Below are 14,756 nucleotides of genomic sequence, written 5' to 3'. Positions count from 1 at the left end.
TTGCATGGATAATGCGATGCGCATGTTGGCCTTCTTCGGGCGATCCCATGGAAGTTGGCAATTTGGACTTTAGAGAATGTCGTCGGCTATTTGGTTACGGGTTCAGATGCACGTACTTGCACTCCAAATAGAAGTCCTTCGTTTGCCATGAAAACTGATGCTCGGATTGATCCTGATTGGAGCAGGTTTGCCCATTCCACTGCTTGCCATTGGGATTGGTTATGATGTTTTTTGTGCTGTAGTTCCAGAATGCAAATGCCCCGCTATCTGGAGCACGGTAGAGTTCGCTGTAAGCGATGGTCCCGCACACGTCAGAATTCTGTTCAGTTGCCTGCCACTTGTTCGTGTTCGGGTTGAGCGTGAATTCTTGGTCAAATGACAGGGTCGAAACGACACACGTTGAGCCATGCACGTCTTCCGATGCACGAACGAAGGCTTCCGCCATTTTCGGGTTTCTGTTCGCACAGAATTTTGCCCCTGTCTCCAATATGGCGAGTGTCTGTGCCCGTTCTTCCTCTGGTAGACGATTCCACCTCGCCGTGAATTGCTCCGGATTCGTGTTCGGTGGAACCTTGCCGGCTTTCAAAGCCTCAATGGTTGGCCCCATGCCTTGACAGGCTTCCATTTCTTTTGGCGATGCATTCAGTGCATCGGCTATGCCTTTAGCGATCCGCTTTTCCGTTTCATCCTTGGTAGGCTTTGGCACGCTGATTTGCCGGAAGTGGCATTTCAGTTTGTCAATCTGTGGTGGATCACAGGTGAAGTAGAGATTGGCATTGTCCTGAAGGCCTTGCACTATGCCGCTGTTCGGAAAATCCGCTGCCGCCGCATGGCCGAACGGAACAACCAAAAATGCAAGCGGTAGAACTTTTCGCATGGAATGCCCCTCTGTCCACTTCCTACTAACATGCGAAAATCTCGGCTCAAACATGGTGTCTAATTGACTGGTAGCGTGTCATCGAGCAGAAGTGGCCTGGTTTCGAGGAAGCGTTCCTCGGCTTCGCACGAGCTGGCGTCTGACAAGCGCATCGTGCGCAATCCGCAGAAGATCAAATCCGTGCGCGACAACGCCGCTTTCGTCGAGCGCGTGTCGAAGGAACATGGCGGCTTCGGCAAGTTCCTCGCCGAGTGGCCGGCCGACGACCAGGTCGGCCTGATGGCCTATCTCGGCAAGCATGGCAGCCGGCTCGGCGGCAATACCGGCCAGTACTTCCTGCGCTGGTTGGAATGGGACGCCTTTATCGTTTCGGCTGACATGGCAGCCGCATTGCGCGATGCCGGTCTCGACATTGCCGAAAGCCCGACCTCGAAGAAGGATCTCGACAAGATCCAGGCTCAGATCAATGCCTGGGCCGCGCAAACCGGCCTGCCGCGCCGGCACATTTCGCGCCTCCTGGCGATGTCGATCGGCGAGAACCATTCACCGGAGGCGCTTCGCGAATATATGGGCGAGTAGCCCCTGATCGATACCCGTCACACGAGTACGATTGGTACAAGCAAACGCCATTGCGGGGCGAATTCCGCCACGCTAAACCCACTGTCATGACCAAGAAGCCCGACATACTGCGCATCGCCGTTGCCCAGCTCAACCCGACGGTCGGCGACGTCGCCGGCAATCTCGCCAAGGCGCGCGAGGCGAGGGCGGACGCCGCCCGCCAGGGCGCCGATCTCGTGCTCTACACCGAGCTGTTCCTCGCCGGTTATCCGCCGGAGGATCTGGTGCTGAAGCCGGCGTTCCTGAAGTCCTGCGAACGGGCGGCGGAAGAGTTCGCCAAGGATACCGCCGATGGCGGGCCGGGCGTCATCATCGGCACGCCGCTGAAGCGCAAGAGCGGCGCCCACAATTCGATCATCGTCGCCGATGGCGGCAAGATCCTGGCCGAACGCTACAAGCTCGATTTGCCCAATTACGGCGAGTTCGACGAGAAGCGCGTCTTCCAGGCCGGACCGGAACTGCAGGGGCCGGTCAACTTCCGCGGCGTGCGCATCGGAATCCCGATTTGCGAGGACATCTGGGGTGAGGTCGCCGTCTGCGAGACGCTGGCTGAGAGCGGGGCGGAAATCCTGCTGGTGCCGAACGGCTCGCCCTACTACCGCGCCAAGATGGACGTCCGCCACCAGGTCGTCATCCGCCAGGTCATAGAATGCGGACTGCCGATGATCTATGCCAATCAGCTTGGCGGCCAGGACGAGCTGATCTTCGACGGCGCGTCTTTCGCCATCGGCGCGGACAAGACGCTGGCCTTCCAGATGAGCCAGTTCGAGGAGGCGGTCGACGTCAGCATCTGGAAGAGGACTTCGGACGGCTGGATTTGCTCCGAAGGGCCGATGTCGAAGATTCCCGAAAGGGAGGAGGCGGACTACCGCGCCTGCATGCTCGGCCTGCGCGACTACGTCAACAAGAACGGCTTCAAGAACGTCGTGCTCGGTCTTTCCGGCGGCATCGATTCGGCGATCTGCGCGGCCCTTGCCGTCGATGCGCTAGGCGAGGAACGGCTGCGCGCGGTGATGATGCCCTATCGCTACACGTCGAAGGATTCGCTGAAGGACGCCGAGGACTGTGCCCGCGCGCTCGGCTGCCGCTATGACATCGTGCCGATCTTCGAGCCGGTCGAAGGTTTTCTGCACGCGCTGACGCAGATGTTCGAAGGCACCAAGGAAGGCATCACCGAGGAGAATTTGCAGAGCCGCGCGCGCGGCACGATCCTGATGGCGATCTCCAACAAATTCGGCTCGATGGTCGTCACCACGGGCAACAAGAGCGAGATGTCGGTCGGTTACGCCACGCTCTATGGCGACATGAATGGCGGCTTCAATCCGATCAAGGACCTCTACAAGATGCAGGTCTATGCGCTGTCGCGCTGGCGCAACAGCCATGTGCCGCCGGGCGCGCTCGGACCTTCCGGCGAGGTGATCCCGAAGAACATCATCGACAAGGCACCGTCGGCGGAACTGCGCGAGAACCAGACTGACCAGGATTCGCTGCCGCCCTATCCGGTGCTGGACGACATTCTGGAATGCCTGGTCGAGCACGAGATGGGTGTCGACGAGATCGTCGCGCGCGGCCATGACCGGGCGACGGTGACGCGGATCGAACACCTGCTCTACATCGCCGAGTACAAGCGCCGGCAGGCGGCGCCGGGCGTGAAGATCACCCGGAAGAACTTTGGCCGCGACCGCCGCTATCCGATCACCAACCGATTCAGGGACCGCGGATAGGTCACCGTCTCGGCTTAGGTGCAGCCTGTACGGCAACGGCGCGCAACCGGCCGTTGTTGCAAAATCGTCTCACTGCTTGGACCAGTTGCGCTTTTGGCCACGGCCCGCCTTGGCGATGCGCCAGGGCGCCTCTATAAGAACTCCTCCGCGCTTCCCCTTCAGGAGGAACCGAATGCCACGATTTGACATCGTTATGCGAGGCCGCGAAGCCTAGGTTCTGGTCAGCATGCCGCGAAGGTCCGCCTTCGCGACAGAAGCTGAACTGAGGACAGGCATTTGCCGCTGCCGGTCGCCGCCCCATGCGGGCGTGCCGCCAATATGCCGAACCTCCGCATCTTCGGGCGCCAATGGCGCCAGCGCGGTTTTTTCAATTTCTACCTGACCGGGACCGGGCATTTTTGCGCCCGGATGACATCATGGCTCGTTTTCGACTCGACCTGCGCGCCGACGCCTTCCGCAGCGTTCTCGGCTTCACACTCACCCACTGGCGGCGCCAGCCGTGGCGGCTTTCGCTGATCATGGGCGCTTTCCTTTTGTCAACGCTGGCCGACGTGCTGACGCCGCTCTATTCGGGACGGCTGGTCGACGCGGTGGCCAGCAGCGCCGCGGCGGACGAGGTCGCGTGGAATGCGGCGATCGCGGCCTTTTCGACGCTGGTGGCTCTGGCGCTGGCCGGCGTCGTGCTGCGCAACGCCGCCTTCATGGCCATCGTCGAGCTGACGCTGAAGATGATGGCGGATATCGCCGCCGATGCCTTCCACCGCGTCCAGCGCTTTTCCACCGACTGGCACGCCAACAGCTTTGCCGGATCGACGGTGCGCAAGGTCACGCGCGGCATGTGGGCGCTTGACCTGCTCAACGACACGATCCTGATCGCGCTGCTGCCCTCCGTCGTCATGCTCGTCGGCTCGACACTGCTGCTCGGTTGGTTCTGGCCGCTGATGGGCGCGGTGGTCGCGGCAGGCTCGGTGCTGTTCATCGCTGTCACGGCGATGCTGTCGCTCGGCTATGTCGCGCCGGCGGCAAGGCTCGCCAACACATGGGACACGCGCCTCGGCGGCTCGCTGGCCGACGCGGTGAGCTGCAACGCCGTGGTCAAGGGATTTGGCGCCGAGGCGCGCGAGGAAACGCGGCTCGCGAGGGTGGTCGCCAAGTGGCGAGCGCGTACGCGCCGCACCTGGGTGCGCGGCACCGTCAACGGCACCACGCAAGGCACGATGCTTTTGCTGCTCAGGACGGCGGTGATCGGGCTGGCGCTGATGCTGTGGGCTTGGGGTGAGGCCAGCGCCGGCGATGTCGCCTTCGTGCTGACCTCGTTCTTCGTGCTGCAGGGCTATCTGCGCGACATCGGCACGCATATCCGCAATCTGCAGCGCTCGATCAACGACATGGAGGAACTGGTCGACTTCCAGTCCGAACCGCTCGGCATCGAGGATCGCGCGGGCGCCGGGCCAATCCGGATCGGCGACGGCCGCATCACCTTCGACAAGGTCACCTTCCACTATGGCAACCATCGGCTGCCGCTCTATCGCGACTTCTCGGTAGAGATCGCGCCGGGCGAGCGCGTCGGCCTGGTCGGCCATTCCGGTTCGGGCAAGACGACCTTCGTCAAGCTGATCCAGCGCCTCTATGATGTAAGCGCCGGAAGAATCCTGATCGACGGCCAGGATATTTCCGAGGTCGCGCAGGCGTCGCTGCGCGGGCAGATCGCAATCGTCCAGCAGGAGCCGATCCTGTTCCACCGGTCGCTGGCGGAAAACATCGCCTATGCCCGCCCGAACGCCACCCAGGCCGAGATCGAGCATGCGGCCCGGCTGGCCAGCGCGCACGACTTCATCGCCAACCTGCCGAAGGGCTACGGGACGCTGGTCGGCGAGCGCGGCGTGAAGCTGTCGGGCGGCGAACGCCAGCGGGTGGCGATCGCGCGTGCGTTTCTTGCCGATGCGCGCATCCTGATCCTCGACGAGGCCACGTCGAGCCTCGACTCGGAATCGGAAGTGCTCATCCAGCAGGCGATGGAGCGGCTGATGGTCGGCCGCACGACGCTGGTCATCGCGCACCGGCTTTCGACGGTGCGGGCGCTGGACAGGCTGCTGGTGTTCGATCGCGGCCGCATAACCGAAGAGGGCTCGCATGACGAGCTGATCCGGCTGAACGGCGGCATCTACCGCCGGCTGTTCGAGCGTCAGGCGCTCGAGCTGACCAAAGGACTGGTGGTCTGATTTCGCCTGACACCCGGATAAAGGGCACCCGGATCGAATGGTCCGGGTGCCTTCGATGGAATGGCGTCAGCCGTAATGCAACTTCGGCTTCGGGGCGGTGCCGGTGAAGCGGACGCCGACGCGGTCAGTGCGGCGCCAGCGGACTTCCGCGCGATAGGCAATTCCATCGACCGGCACATAGAGCAGGAAATTGTCGGGAACCCGCGAGTCGGGAGCAACCTTCAACTCGGCGCCGCCAGCATGCTGATTGCGCAAGGTGCAACTGACCTCGGAATTCTGGATGCCGGTGATGATCGTGCCGCCCTTGAGCACACGCTGGCGATGCGCGCGCTTGTGTTCGCCGGAATTCTCTTCGAGTGGTCGTGCCGTGTTCGTCATCGGTAAAACGCCAGAGCAGTCGAAACGACTCTAGACGCAACAGCCGCAATAGCAAAGCATTCGTCGCCGGCGCCCGGCGACGTCTGGCCGGGCTGGCACCCCTCGGCCGGTCAGCTCCAGATCAGGCGTATCCGTGCGGATCGGCGCAGAAATGGGCGATGATCTGGCAGAGGTCCGGCTCGTTGATCATGCGCACGGCCTCTGCCGAGCTTACCCATTTGCGGGTCCGCGCGCGCTTTTCCTTCCAGCGCTCGGCGACGCGGTCGACCTGCAGCGGAAAGACCAGCACCTCGCACGGCACTTCCTCGCCGGAAGCCAGCGCCTTGGCGTAGAAATAGCGACCGGCCTCGAAATGCGAGACCGTGCCGCGCAATCCGGCTTCCTCGCCGGCCTCACGCGCCGCCGCCTCGCAAAGCGGCTCTCTGGCCTCTGGCCAGCCCTTGGGCAGCACCCAGCGGCCGGTGTCGCGGCTGGTGATCAGCATGATTTCGACGCCATTCCCGGCCTCTCGCCAGGGCAGGGCGGCAACCTGCAGGCGGCACGGCGCGGTGCCGAAGAGTCGCCGGACTCTTTCGACCAGGTGATTGTGCGTCGTTGGCCTCGTCAACATCGGAGAAGCTGCCCCAGCCTCCAGAATCATTTGCCGCCTGATGAATCTTACGACGTATCTTGGGCATTAAAAGTAAAAAACTTCACTCGCATTGGTTAAATTCCACCAAGGCGGACTGGTTCCACAGAATATCGTGCCCTGAAGATCCTTTTGTGGAGCAAAGGGTGCTCGCCGAGGCAGGCTAGGCGGAAAAATGGCTTCCTGGGAATCAGCCGGCGTGGTCGTCGGCGATCGGCTTCTGGTAGGTAAAACCCATGTCCCATGGAAAGTAGATCCAGGTGTCCTGGCTGACCTCGGTGACGAAGGTGTCGACCAGCGGGCGGCCTTTCGGCTTGGCGTAGACGGTGGCGAAATGCGCCTTCGGCATCATCGCGCGCACGATGCCCGCCGTCTTGCCGGTGTCGGTGAGGTCGTCGATGATCAGCACGCCGGCGCCGTCGTCGGCGAGCAGCGCCGGTGTGATCTCCTTCAGCACCTGCAACTGCCCTTGCGAGGTGTAGTCATGATAGGAGGCGACGCAGACGGTCTCGATGACCCGGATGCCGAGTTCGCGCGAGATGATGGCGGCCGGAACCAGACCTCCGCGCGTGATGCAGACGATCGCCTTCCATTGTCCTTTGTTGGCGCCGGCAAGCCGCCAGGCAAGCGCGCGGGCGTCGCGGTGGAACTGATCCCAGGAGACTGGGAAGGCTTTTTCGGGAAGAGACATGGTCGCGCACTCCGCAGGCGCGCTGGCCGCGCGCAGTCACGATGGAATGCAGGCGGAATTAGCCGGAAAGCGCTGGTCTTGGCAAGGTGGCGGCAAGCGATGCCTGTGGACTTGAAGCGCGTCGCACACTTTTGGGCGACATGCATTACCTTGAGAGGAAGGCCGCAACCTGCACTGAGCGCAGCACCGTGCGCGTCACGCCGCCGAACAGAAGCTGGCGCAGCCAGGAGTGGCTGTAGGCGCCGAGCACCAAAAGGTCGGCGCCGGTCTCAGTGATCCTGGTCTGGATGAGGTCATCGACCGAGATGCCGCCCGACTGCTGCACCGAGACGCTCACGGTCGCGCCATGCCTGGAAAGTGCGGCGGCGATTTCGGCGCCGGCGGCGTCCGGGCTCTCGTCCAGCGTCTCCGGCGGATCGATGACCAGTATGTCCGTCTTCTCGGCCTCTATGATGAAGGGCAGGGCGTCGAAGGCCGCGCGGGCTGCCTCCTTGCTGCCGTTCCAGGCCAGCAGCACGTGCTTGAAGGTGGTGACAAGAGGGCCGGCATGCGGCACGACGAGCACGGGCCGCCCGGCATCGTAGACCAGCGTGTCGACGTCGGCGCTCGGGTCGCCGCCGGTGTCGCGCTGCGCGGCGATGACCAGATCGGCGGCGCGGACGCTGGAGATGCCGGTCAGCGCGCTGTCGCCGGAAAAACTCTCGAGGCTGCGCCATTCGAAGGACAGGCCGGACTCCTCGATGCGCTTGAGGAAGAGCGCCTGCAATTTCTCGGCCCGCTCCTTGTTCATTTCGGCGGAGACCTGCAGGAACTCAGTGTCGGGAAAGCCCGTCGCGGAGGTGTAGGGGACGGGAAGCGCCTCGGCATGGATGCCGACGAGGTGGCTCTGGAAGCGCTCGGCGAGCGGGATGGCGCAGTCGAGCACGCGCTCGGCATCCTGTTCGTTCTGCAATATCGCGACGATGGTCTTGAAGCGCATGGGAATCCCTCAAAATCTGCTGGCGCTGGGTGCGCCCCGGGGGAAACGTCAGAACGCCATGCTTGGTTCCGGGCCGCTCACGGCCCGGGGATCACGGGTCAGTTGCGCCGGCGGCGATGCCGGCCACCATGGCTTCGACATCCTTGCGCGCCGCCTCCAGCGCCTCTTCGCTGCGGGCGCGGACGACGAGCTCGGTCCAGAACTTGCCGTCGCCATATTTCGGATAGGAGCCGATGATCGTGTCCGGATGGGCTTTCTGGATGTCGCCCAGCGGTCCGCCGACCAGGCCTTCGCCGAACGGGCAATGCACGGTCGCCGAGAGCATTTTGGTGCCCGCCTTCAGCGTCGGCACGACATTGTCGAGCATGGCCTGGAAGATCGACGGCACACCGGCCATGACATGGACGTTGCCGATGCGAAAGCCGGGCGCGATCGAGACGGGATTGTCGATATGGTCGGCCCCGCGCGGCATGCGCGCCATGCGCTTGCGTGCTTCGGTGTATTCGATGCCGCGCGCGGCGTAGCTCGCTTCCAGCATGGCATAGGCCTTGGCGTCGTATTCGCACGGCACGCCGAAGGCCCTGGAGATCGAATCCGCCGTTATGTCGTCATGCGTCGGGCCGATGCCGCCGGTGGTGAAGACGTAGGTGTAGCGGGCACGCACGGCATTCACCGCGGCGACGATCTCGTCCTCCTCGTCGGGAACGATGCGCACTTCCTTCAGGTCGATGCCGATCGCCGTCATGATGTCGGCGAGGTGGCCGATGTTCCTGTCCTTGGTGCGGCCGGACAGGATCTCGTCGCCGATGACAAGCATGGCGGCGGTGACGATTTCAGGCATGAGGGGCTCCGGCAAGATGTCGCCTTGGGAAGACTGGGTCGCCTGAGATAGCGCGGCGGGCGGCCGGCGGCAATGCGCCACGGATCGCGCGTCGATGGCCTTGCGGTGGCACCGGCGGCAGGTATGGTGCGGGGCGTTCGCTTCGGGTGAAAAATGCTTCTGTCCGTTTTGTCGTGGCTGTTCGGCGGCCTGCTGCTGCTGGCGGTGATCGTGGTCGCCGGCCTGGTTCTGGCGACATGGTGGATCGCCGCGAAGGCCGAAAGGCTGGTGCCGGCGAACGGAAAGTTCATCGAAATCGACGGCAACCGCATCCATTACGTCGAGGCCGGCGAGGGCAGGCCGATCGTGTTCCTGCATGGGCTTGGCGCGCAGCTTCACCATTTCCGGCATACGCTGTTCGACCGTTTCGGCCCCGGCTACCATCTGATCGCGCTCGATCGCCCGGGCTCGGGCCATTCGCTACGGGCCCGCGGAGCGACTGGCCGGCTGCCGGAGCAGGCGCAACTGGTGCGGCGCTTCATCGAGGCGCTTGGGCTGGAACGTCCTTTGGTCGTCGGCCATTCGCTTGGCGGCGCCATCGTGCTGGCCTTGGCGGTGGAACATCCCGAGACGATTTCGGGCATCGCCTTGCTCGCGCCGTTGACGCATCCGGAAACCAGGGCGCGCCAAAAATTCGACCTGCTCTATGTTCCTTCACGCCTGTTGCGCTGGATCATGGCCTATACGGTGGCGATACCGGTAAGCTTGAAATACGCGCAGCCGACGATGAAATTCATCTTCGCGCCGCAGCCAGTTGCCGGCGACTACATGATCGCAGGCGGTGGCTGGCTCGGACTGCGGCCCGCCCACTATCATGCGACTTCGACCGATGTCGTGGCGGTAGAACAGGATCTCGGCCGCATCGAGCAGCGCTATGGCGAGATCGCCATGCCGGCCGGCATCCTGTTCGGCACGGCCGACCGCGTCATTGGCATCGCTGTCCATGGCGAGCCGATGCGGGACAGGATCAAAGGGCTCGATTTCGAGGCTGTCGACGGGCTTGGACATATGCCGCAATTCGTCGAGCCAGAACGCGTCATCGCTTTCATCAAGCGCGTTGCCGAGCGGGCGTTCACGGGCCGAACATCAACACAGCCTCACAACAATTTCACTGAACCTTTGGGCTGACTACCGGTTGTACCCGCGCTGCCCCTTTGCGGCAGAGACACGGAGTAGACATCAATGATCATGAAAATTCTTGCTGCGTCGGCCTTGACCATCGGCCTCGCCACATCGGCACTGGCCCAGTCAGCCGAGTCAACGTCCGACAGTCATCACAATTGGCTATTCGGCAATGAGGACAGGAGGTCTGTCGATCGAAACACCACCGGCAGCATAGCCGCGGGTGGCGATGCATCAGGCCTGAACACGCTGGGCAATTCCGGTCCGGTCGGCCCCTGCGCCTCTAACACGGCTGGACCCGACGCCAATGCCGGGCTGAACGTCAACGATCATTACTGCGGCAAGTAATCAACCGCTCTTGCGAGTGGCTGGCAGGATGCTCTCGGGGGGCATCCGCAGCCGCCGCAGTCACCAACACCGGGCTAATCGGAAACTTCGGTTTGCGGCCGATCCCGGCCATCGGCCAGTTCGTCATGCCATTTGCCGTCGGCGTCCTCGTACTGGATGCCGTCCGTGGTGCCGGCAATCTGCTGCTCGGCCGAAGCGATCTCGGCGGCGCGCAGCGCATCCTGATGGCTGGGGAACGTTTCCGAGAAGGTCGAGCCGACCTTGTAGGCCCAGCCGCCATCATGCTCGACGATCTTGTAAGTCAGCTTCGCCATGAAGTCCTCCGGTTGAAGATGCCCCCGTAGTTCAATGCAGCTTGCTGTCGAGCAGCCTGTCGTCGGGAACCAGCACCTCCGATTCCTTGGCGGCTTCGATCAATGCCCGCCGCGCATCGGCGGTCGAGCGATATCCCTCCAGCACTTTGAGGCAAGTGTCGAGCGCATCACGATGCCGTGGGCCGCGGTTGAGCGGCCACACCGTCATCAGGCACTCCGCGGCTTCCCGCGTGCTGCGGATCTGGCGATATTTGCCGACATGGCCGAGTTCGACCACCACCGGCGTTTCAAAAGGTTTGCTGTCCATCATGGCCGCCAACGCAAAGCAGCCAATTTGGTTGCAATCGTGTCTGCCAGCGTGCGCCCAAACGTCTCAGTCGCCGCAATCCGACGCGATCAACCCGTTGTCGACGCAGTCGATCAACCCGCCGCCTTCATCCAGTGCCGCATCGTCGTTACCGAGCGGGCAAGCTGCGGCGCCGGGTGGATTTCCTCGCCGAAGGTGGCCGCCGCACGCCAGCCCCAGCGCGGATCTGCCAAGAAGGCGCGGGCCAGCGCCACCATATCGGCGCGGCCGTCGGCGATGATCATCTCGGCCTGCTGCGGATCGTCGATCAGGCCGACGGCGCGCGTCGGGATGTCGGCTCCCTTGCGCACGGCTTCCGCCAGATGCACCTGATAGCCGGGGCCTGACGGCAGCTGCTGCAATGGCGAATTGCCGCCGCTCGAACAGCAGAGATAGGCGATGCCCTCAGCCTTCAGCGCCTTGGCCACTTCGATCGCGTCCTCGACATCGAAGCCGCCATCGACCCATTCCTTCACCGACAGCCGCGCGCCGAGCATCAGCCCGGGCACGGCCTTCCGCACCGCCTTGGTGATCTCGACGACAAAGCGCATGCGGTTTTCCAGCGAGCCGCCCCAACGGTCGGTGCGCTGGTTGGACAGCGGCGACAGGAACTGGAAGATCAGATAGCCGTGCGCGGCGTGCAGCTCGATGAAATCGAAGCCTGCCCGTTCGGCCCGCCTTGCCGCCTCGGCGAAGCGTTCGATGAGTTGCAGGATCTCGCCGTCCTCCAGGGCATGAGGCACCTGCCAGCCTGTGTCGTAGGCGATAGCCGAGGCGGAGACGACCGGCCAGGGATCCTGATCGGCCGCGAGCGGTCCGCCGCCTTCCCATGGCCGCCTGTTGGAGGCCTTGCGGCCGGCGTGGGCAAGCTGGGTGCCGAATTTCGTGCCGGGTGGGGCGACGCGCCTGGCCGCATCGAGCGTGCGCCTGGCCGCGGCCTCGTTGTCGTCGGAATAAAGCCCGAGGCAGCCATGCGAGATGCGGCCGCGCCGTTCGACATCAGTCATCTCGACGGTGACCATGCCGGCGCCGGACATGGCCAGGTTCATCCAGTGGTGGAGGTGCCAGTCGCTGGCCGAGCCGTCCTCGGCGGAATACTGGCACATCGGCGCCACCGCGATGCGGTTCGGAAAGTTGAGGCCGCCAAGCGTGATCGGCTGGAAAAGCGATGTGGTCATCGAAAGCTCCTGGAGGGCGTAATCCGCTATTTAGTCAGGCGATGCGGCCAGCACCAGACACGGGGCAGTGATTGAATGCCCTGGACCAATGGCTGGCCCGATTGCATGAATGGCGGTTCACGGCTACGCCTCATGCGCGAGCACGGGAGGTTTTCGGAGTTCATCATGGAAGATCGCATTCGCATCCGTTCGGAGGAAGTGCTTTCCGATGACTGGGCGGTCCTGAAGAAGACCGTGCTCGACTATCGCCGCCGTGACGGGCAGTGGGAGACCCAGATCCGCCAGACCTACGATCGCGGCGACGGCGCGGTGATCCTGCCGTTCGATCCCGAGCGCTCGACGGTGCTGCTTGTGCGACAGTTCCGCTATCCGGCCTATGTCACCGGCCATCGCGAGCCGCTGATCGAGGCCTGCGCAGGCCTGCTCGACGAAAACGACCCGGAAACCTGTATCCGCAAGGAAGCCGAGGAGGAACTCGGCTATCGTCTGAAGAACGTCGAGCGGCTGTTTGCCCCCTATATGAGCCCAGGCAGCGTGACCGAACGGCTCTGGTTCTTCATCGCCCGCTACACGCCCGCCGACCGCATTTCGGCCGGCGGCGGCGCACCGGAGGAAGGCGAGGACATCGAAGTCCTGGAAATGACCCTTGATGACGCGCTGGCCGGTATTGCCGACGGCCGCATCGTCGACGCCAAGACGATCATCCTCATCCAGCACCTGAAATTACACCCAATTCCGGCCTGAAACGACTGCCTGTTTCAGCGCCCGCGTGCGCGGGACATCGAGCGCTTGAGGCAGCTCGGTTCTCGGATGCCGAGGCTCCCGCACAGCCTGTTGCGACCTCCGCAGCCCATGTTGAGGAGGGACGCATTCTTGTGCCTGCACAGAGGCTGTTGACGTTTTGGCGCGAAGCCCCGAAAAGCAACAGGCGCGGACGTGGCGGAATTGGTAGACGCAAGGGACTTAAAATCCCTCGATCTCTGATCGTACGGGTTCGATTCCCGTCGTCCGCACCATGTTGAAATCAAACGATAATCTGCATTCTATTGACTTATTGGATACCCTGACAAATCCGCCTTTGGGTAGCCGTAGGGGTAGCCGGGACAATGAAAAAAGGCCCGCCACCCAGGGAGAAGCAGCGGGCGCTAGTTCGGGAGGAGTGTTGTCGGGCGTCCCCTTCGCCCGTGAACAACGGTACGCCTCGCTTAGCTGAATAATAAGCTCGCGCCGGTTGAAGCTCTGCATATTCAAGCTGCGTGACTTTTCTGCCACAATATAAAGAAAGCCCGCCACCGAGGCAGCCGGGCAGTTTTTGCCGAACGGGCCTGTGAGTTTTGTCACAGACGCATCGACGCATCGGACCTAGCTTGCTGCGCGGGGTGTATCTGCAAGCGGTGAGGAGTACTCGGATGCTTATGAAGCTTCCTCTTGTCGCAGTTAGTCCCCTTGTCGATTGGCTCCGTCGCCGAGCCGAACAGAAGGCGCTGTTGAAGGCAATGGACGAACTGAGTGACGCACCAGACGACATGCTCAGCGACATCGGGATTTCCCGTGACGACATCACGACGTATGCGTTCCGCAGCTCGGCGTCGAGACGCAGGGGCTGAGCAATGAAAAGGCCCGCAACCGTGAGGCTGCGGGCCAAAGCGGCATCTCATTCGAACCTTGCCCCTAATTCCAATGCATGTGTCGGTTACCCCAATCTCTAAATTGTTCGAACGACCCTGTTCTTTTAGCCTCTGCCGAAGTTAGCGCTCGTAGCTCAATCTAGGACAGAGCGGGACCTCCCGGGTGCACCAATTTACTTGCTTCAGTAGTGGTCCGGCTGCTCCCGCTCGTCGTCGTCTTCGCGATCGTCCGCCGGCTCACAGAGCATGACGCCTTTGCCGTGGTTCTCGGACCAGCCGAGCAGCGGCTCGCCATCGGGATCGTTCTATGTATTGCTCTCGACGATGCCCGCCTTGCGCTGGTCAATGTGCTCTGTCCAGCCAAGTTCGCGCTCGTCGTCCTCTCGGCCGTCGTGCGGCTCGTCCAGCACGTCGTCGCCGTGCTCGTTCTCGACCTCACAGTCGTCAAGGCCTGGAGCGGTGGCGCGGGAGCCTCCCCAGTCCTGTTGCGAGTTGCCGCCGCCGTAGGAGACCGCTAGCTCGCCGCTGCGGCCCCATGGACTTTCCCGTGACGTTGGATGGCGTTCGATGGCGCCGAGCATCGGCCGTTACCGCCGCCGTCCTCGTCGTCGCAATTGTCTAGCTCCAGATCATCGAGGCAGCCAAGGGACGGCTCGTCGTCTGCGGTTTCCTCCAGATCGCAATCGACTTCCATCATGTCGAGGGCCGTTATGAGTGACATTGCCCGGTCCAGTAGGTCGTTAAGGCGTGTTTCGACCGATTGGCGCCATTGGCGATCTCCAGGGGTCGCCGCAACGGAGGATTATATTCCGCATATTGTACT

General features: G+C 62.9%; 16 protein-coding genes, 1 tRNA gene and 1 pseudogene. 8 read left to right on the top strand and 10 right to left on the bottom strand.

What is annotated here, in order from left to right; translation table 11 throughout:
• Positions 1-94: 94 nt before the first annotated feature.
• Entirely contained in the window at positions 95-877 is a 783-nt protein-coding gene (locus DH08_RS01665; protein WP_192177586.1) for a hypothetical protein, read from the bottom strand.
• Between the two features lie 74 nt (positions 878-951).
• On the opposite strand from DH08_RS01665, the pseudogene DH08_RS01660 reads away from it, so the two are divergent.
• From DH08_RS01660 to DH08_RS01650, 3 genes and pseudogenes are all read left to right on the top strand, one after another.
• Positions 952-1,456, top strand: a pseudogene (locus tag DH08_RS01660) (DNA-3-methyladenine glycosylase I); the annotation flags it as partial.
• Positions 1,457-1,542: 86 nt separating this feature from the next.
• A complete protein-coding gene (locus DH08_RS01655; protein WP_192177585.1) occupies positions 1,543-3,219 on the top strand; it encodes an NAD+ synthase in 1,677 nt (558 codons plus the stop codon).
• A gap of 416 nt (positions 3,220-3,635) precedes the next feature.
• The gene (locus DH08_RS01650; protein ID WP_192177584.1) at positions 3,636-5,441 is read left to right on the top strand and encodes an ABC transporter ATP-binding protein; all 1,806 of its coding nucleotides are present in this window, start codon (positions 3,636-3,638) and stop codon (positions 5,439-5,441) included.
• A gap of 66 nt (positions 5,442-5,507) precedes the next feature.
• On the opposite strand, the gene DH08_RS01645 is transcribed toward DH08_RS01650, so the two are convergent.
• From DH08_RS01645 to DH08_RS01625, 5 genes are all read right to left on the bottom strand, one after another.
• Complete coding sequence (locus DH08_RS01645; RefSeq protein WP_192177583.1) at positions 5,508-5,819, bottom strand: PilZ domain-containing protein; 312 nt, start codon at positions 5,817-5,819, stop codon at positions 5,508-5,510.
• Between the two features lie 121 nt (positions 5,820-5,940).
• Positions 5,941-6,429, bottom strand: a complete 489-nt coding sequence (locus DH08_RS01640; protein WP_120017340.1) for an NUDIX hydrolase — start codon at positions 6,427-6,429, stop codon at positions 5,941-5,943.
• Positions 6,430-6,637: 208 nt separating this feature from the next.
• Entirely contained in the window at positions 6,638-7,138 is a 501-nt protein-coding gene (gene gpt / locus DH08_RS01635) for a xanthine phosphoribosyltransferase (protein WP_006200882.1), read from the bottom strand.
• Positions 7,139-7,283: 145 nt separating this feature from the next.
• Positions 7,284-8,117, bottom strand: coding sequence for a universal stress protein (locus DH08_RS01630; RefSeq protein WP_192177582.1), 834 nt, complete (start codon positions 8,115-8,117; stop codon positions 7,284-7,286).
• A 91-nt stretch (positions 8,118-8,208) separates the two neighbouring features.
• Positions 8,209-8,958, bottom strand: coding sequence for a competence/damage-inducible protein A (locus DH08_RS01625; RefSeq protein ID WP_192177581.1), 750 nt, complete (start codon positions 8,956-8,958; stop codon positions 8,209-8,211).
• Between the two features lie 153 nt (positions 8,959-9,111).
• Between DH08_RS01625 and DH08_RS01620 the strand changes: the two genes are divergently transcribed.
• Together DH08_RS01620 and DH08_RS01615 are read left to right on the top strand one after the other, a co-directional pair.
• Positions 9,112-10,125 (top strand): alpha/beta fold hydrolase, encoded by a 1,014-nt coding sequence (locus DH08_RS01620; protein ID WP_192177580.1) that lies wholly within the window; start codon positions 9,112-9,114, stop codon positions 10,123-10,125.
• A 54-nt stretch (positions 10,126-10,179) separates the two neighbouring features.
• Positions 10,180-10,467, top strand: coding sequence for a hypothetical protein (locus DH08_RS01615; RefSeq protein ID WP_192177579.1), 288 nt, complete (start codon positions 10,180-10,182; stop codon positions 10,465-10,467).
• A 74-nt stretch (positions 10,468-10,541) separates the two neighbouring features.
• Here the strand turns inward: DH08_RS01615 and DH08_RS01610 are convergent, their stop codons facing one another.
• From DH08_RS01610 to DH08_RS01600, 3 genes are all read right to left on the bottom strand, one after another.
• A complete protein-coding gene (locus tag DH08_RS01610; RefSeq protein WP_120017345.1) occupies positions 10,542-10,781 on the bottom strand; it encodes a DUF2188 domain-containing protein in 240 nt (79 codons plus the stop codon).
• A gap of 31 nt (positions 10,782-10,812) precedes the next feature.
• Positions 10,813-11,091 carry a DUF982 domain-containing protein gene (locus tag DH08_RS01605; RefSeq protein ID WP_040582322.1) on the bottom strand — a complete coding sequence of 93 codons (279 nt, stop codon included), beginning with the start codon at positions 11,089-11,091 and terminating at the stop codon, positions 10,813-10,815.
• A gap of 110 nt (positions 11,092-11,201) precedes the next feature.
• A complete protein-coding gene (locus DH08_RS01600; RefSeq protein WP_192177578.1) occupies positions 11,202-12,305 on the bottom strand; it encodes an NADH:flavin oxidoreductase/NADH oxidase in 1,104 nt (367 codons plus the stop codon).
• 165 nt (positions 12,306-12,470) lie between these two features.
• Between DH08_RS01600 and DH08_RS01595 the strand changes: the two genes are divergently transcribed.
• The 3 genes from DH08_RS01595 to DH08_RS01580 all read left to right on the top strand — a co-directional run bounded on the left by DH08_RS01595 (position 12,471) and on the right by DH08_RS01580 (position 14,451).
• Positions 12,471-13,049 carry an NUDIX domain-containing protein gene (locus tag DH08_RS01595; RefSeq protein ID WP_192177577.1) on the top strand — a complete coding sequence of 193 codons (579 nt, stop codon included), beginning with the start codon at positions 12,471-12,473 and terminating at the stop codon, positions 13,047-13,049.
• Between the two features lie 186 nt (positions 13,050-13,235).
• Positions 13,236-13,321: transfer RNA gene (locus tag DH08_RS01590), tRNA-Leu, on the top strand.
• An 800-nt stretch (positions 13,322-14,121) separates the two neighbouring features.
• Positions 14,122-14,451: a hypothetical protein gene (locus DH08_RS01580; protein WP_192177575.1), complete on the top strand. Its 330-nt coding sequence runs from the start codon at positions 14,122-14,124 to the stop codon at positions 14,449-14,451.
• On the opposite strand, the gene DH08_RS01575 is transcribed toward DH08_RS01580, so the two are convergent.
• Entirely contained in the window at positions 14,448-14,654 is a 207-nt protein-coding gene (locus DH08_RS01575) for a hypothetical protein (RefSeq protein ID WP_192177574.1), read from the bottom strand. The genes DH08_RS01580 and DH08_RS01575 overlap by 4 nt on opposite strands.
• Positions 14,655-14,756: the final 102 nt, after the last annotated feature.

Source organism: Mesorhizobium amorphae (assembly GCF_014843845.1).
Taxonomy (GTDB): domain Bacteria; phylum Pseudomonadota; class Alphaproteobacteria; order Rhizobiales; family Rhizobiaceae; genus Mesorhizobium; species Mesorhizobium amorphae_A.
Note: the sequence above shows the minus strand (reverse complement) of the source record. Positions and strands in the feature narration are given on the sequence as shown.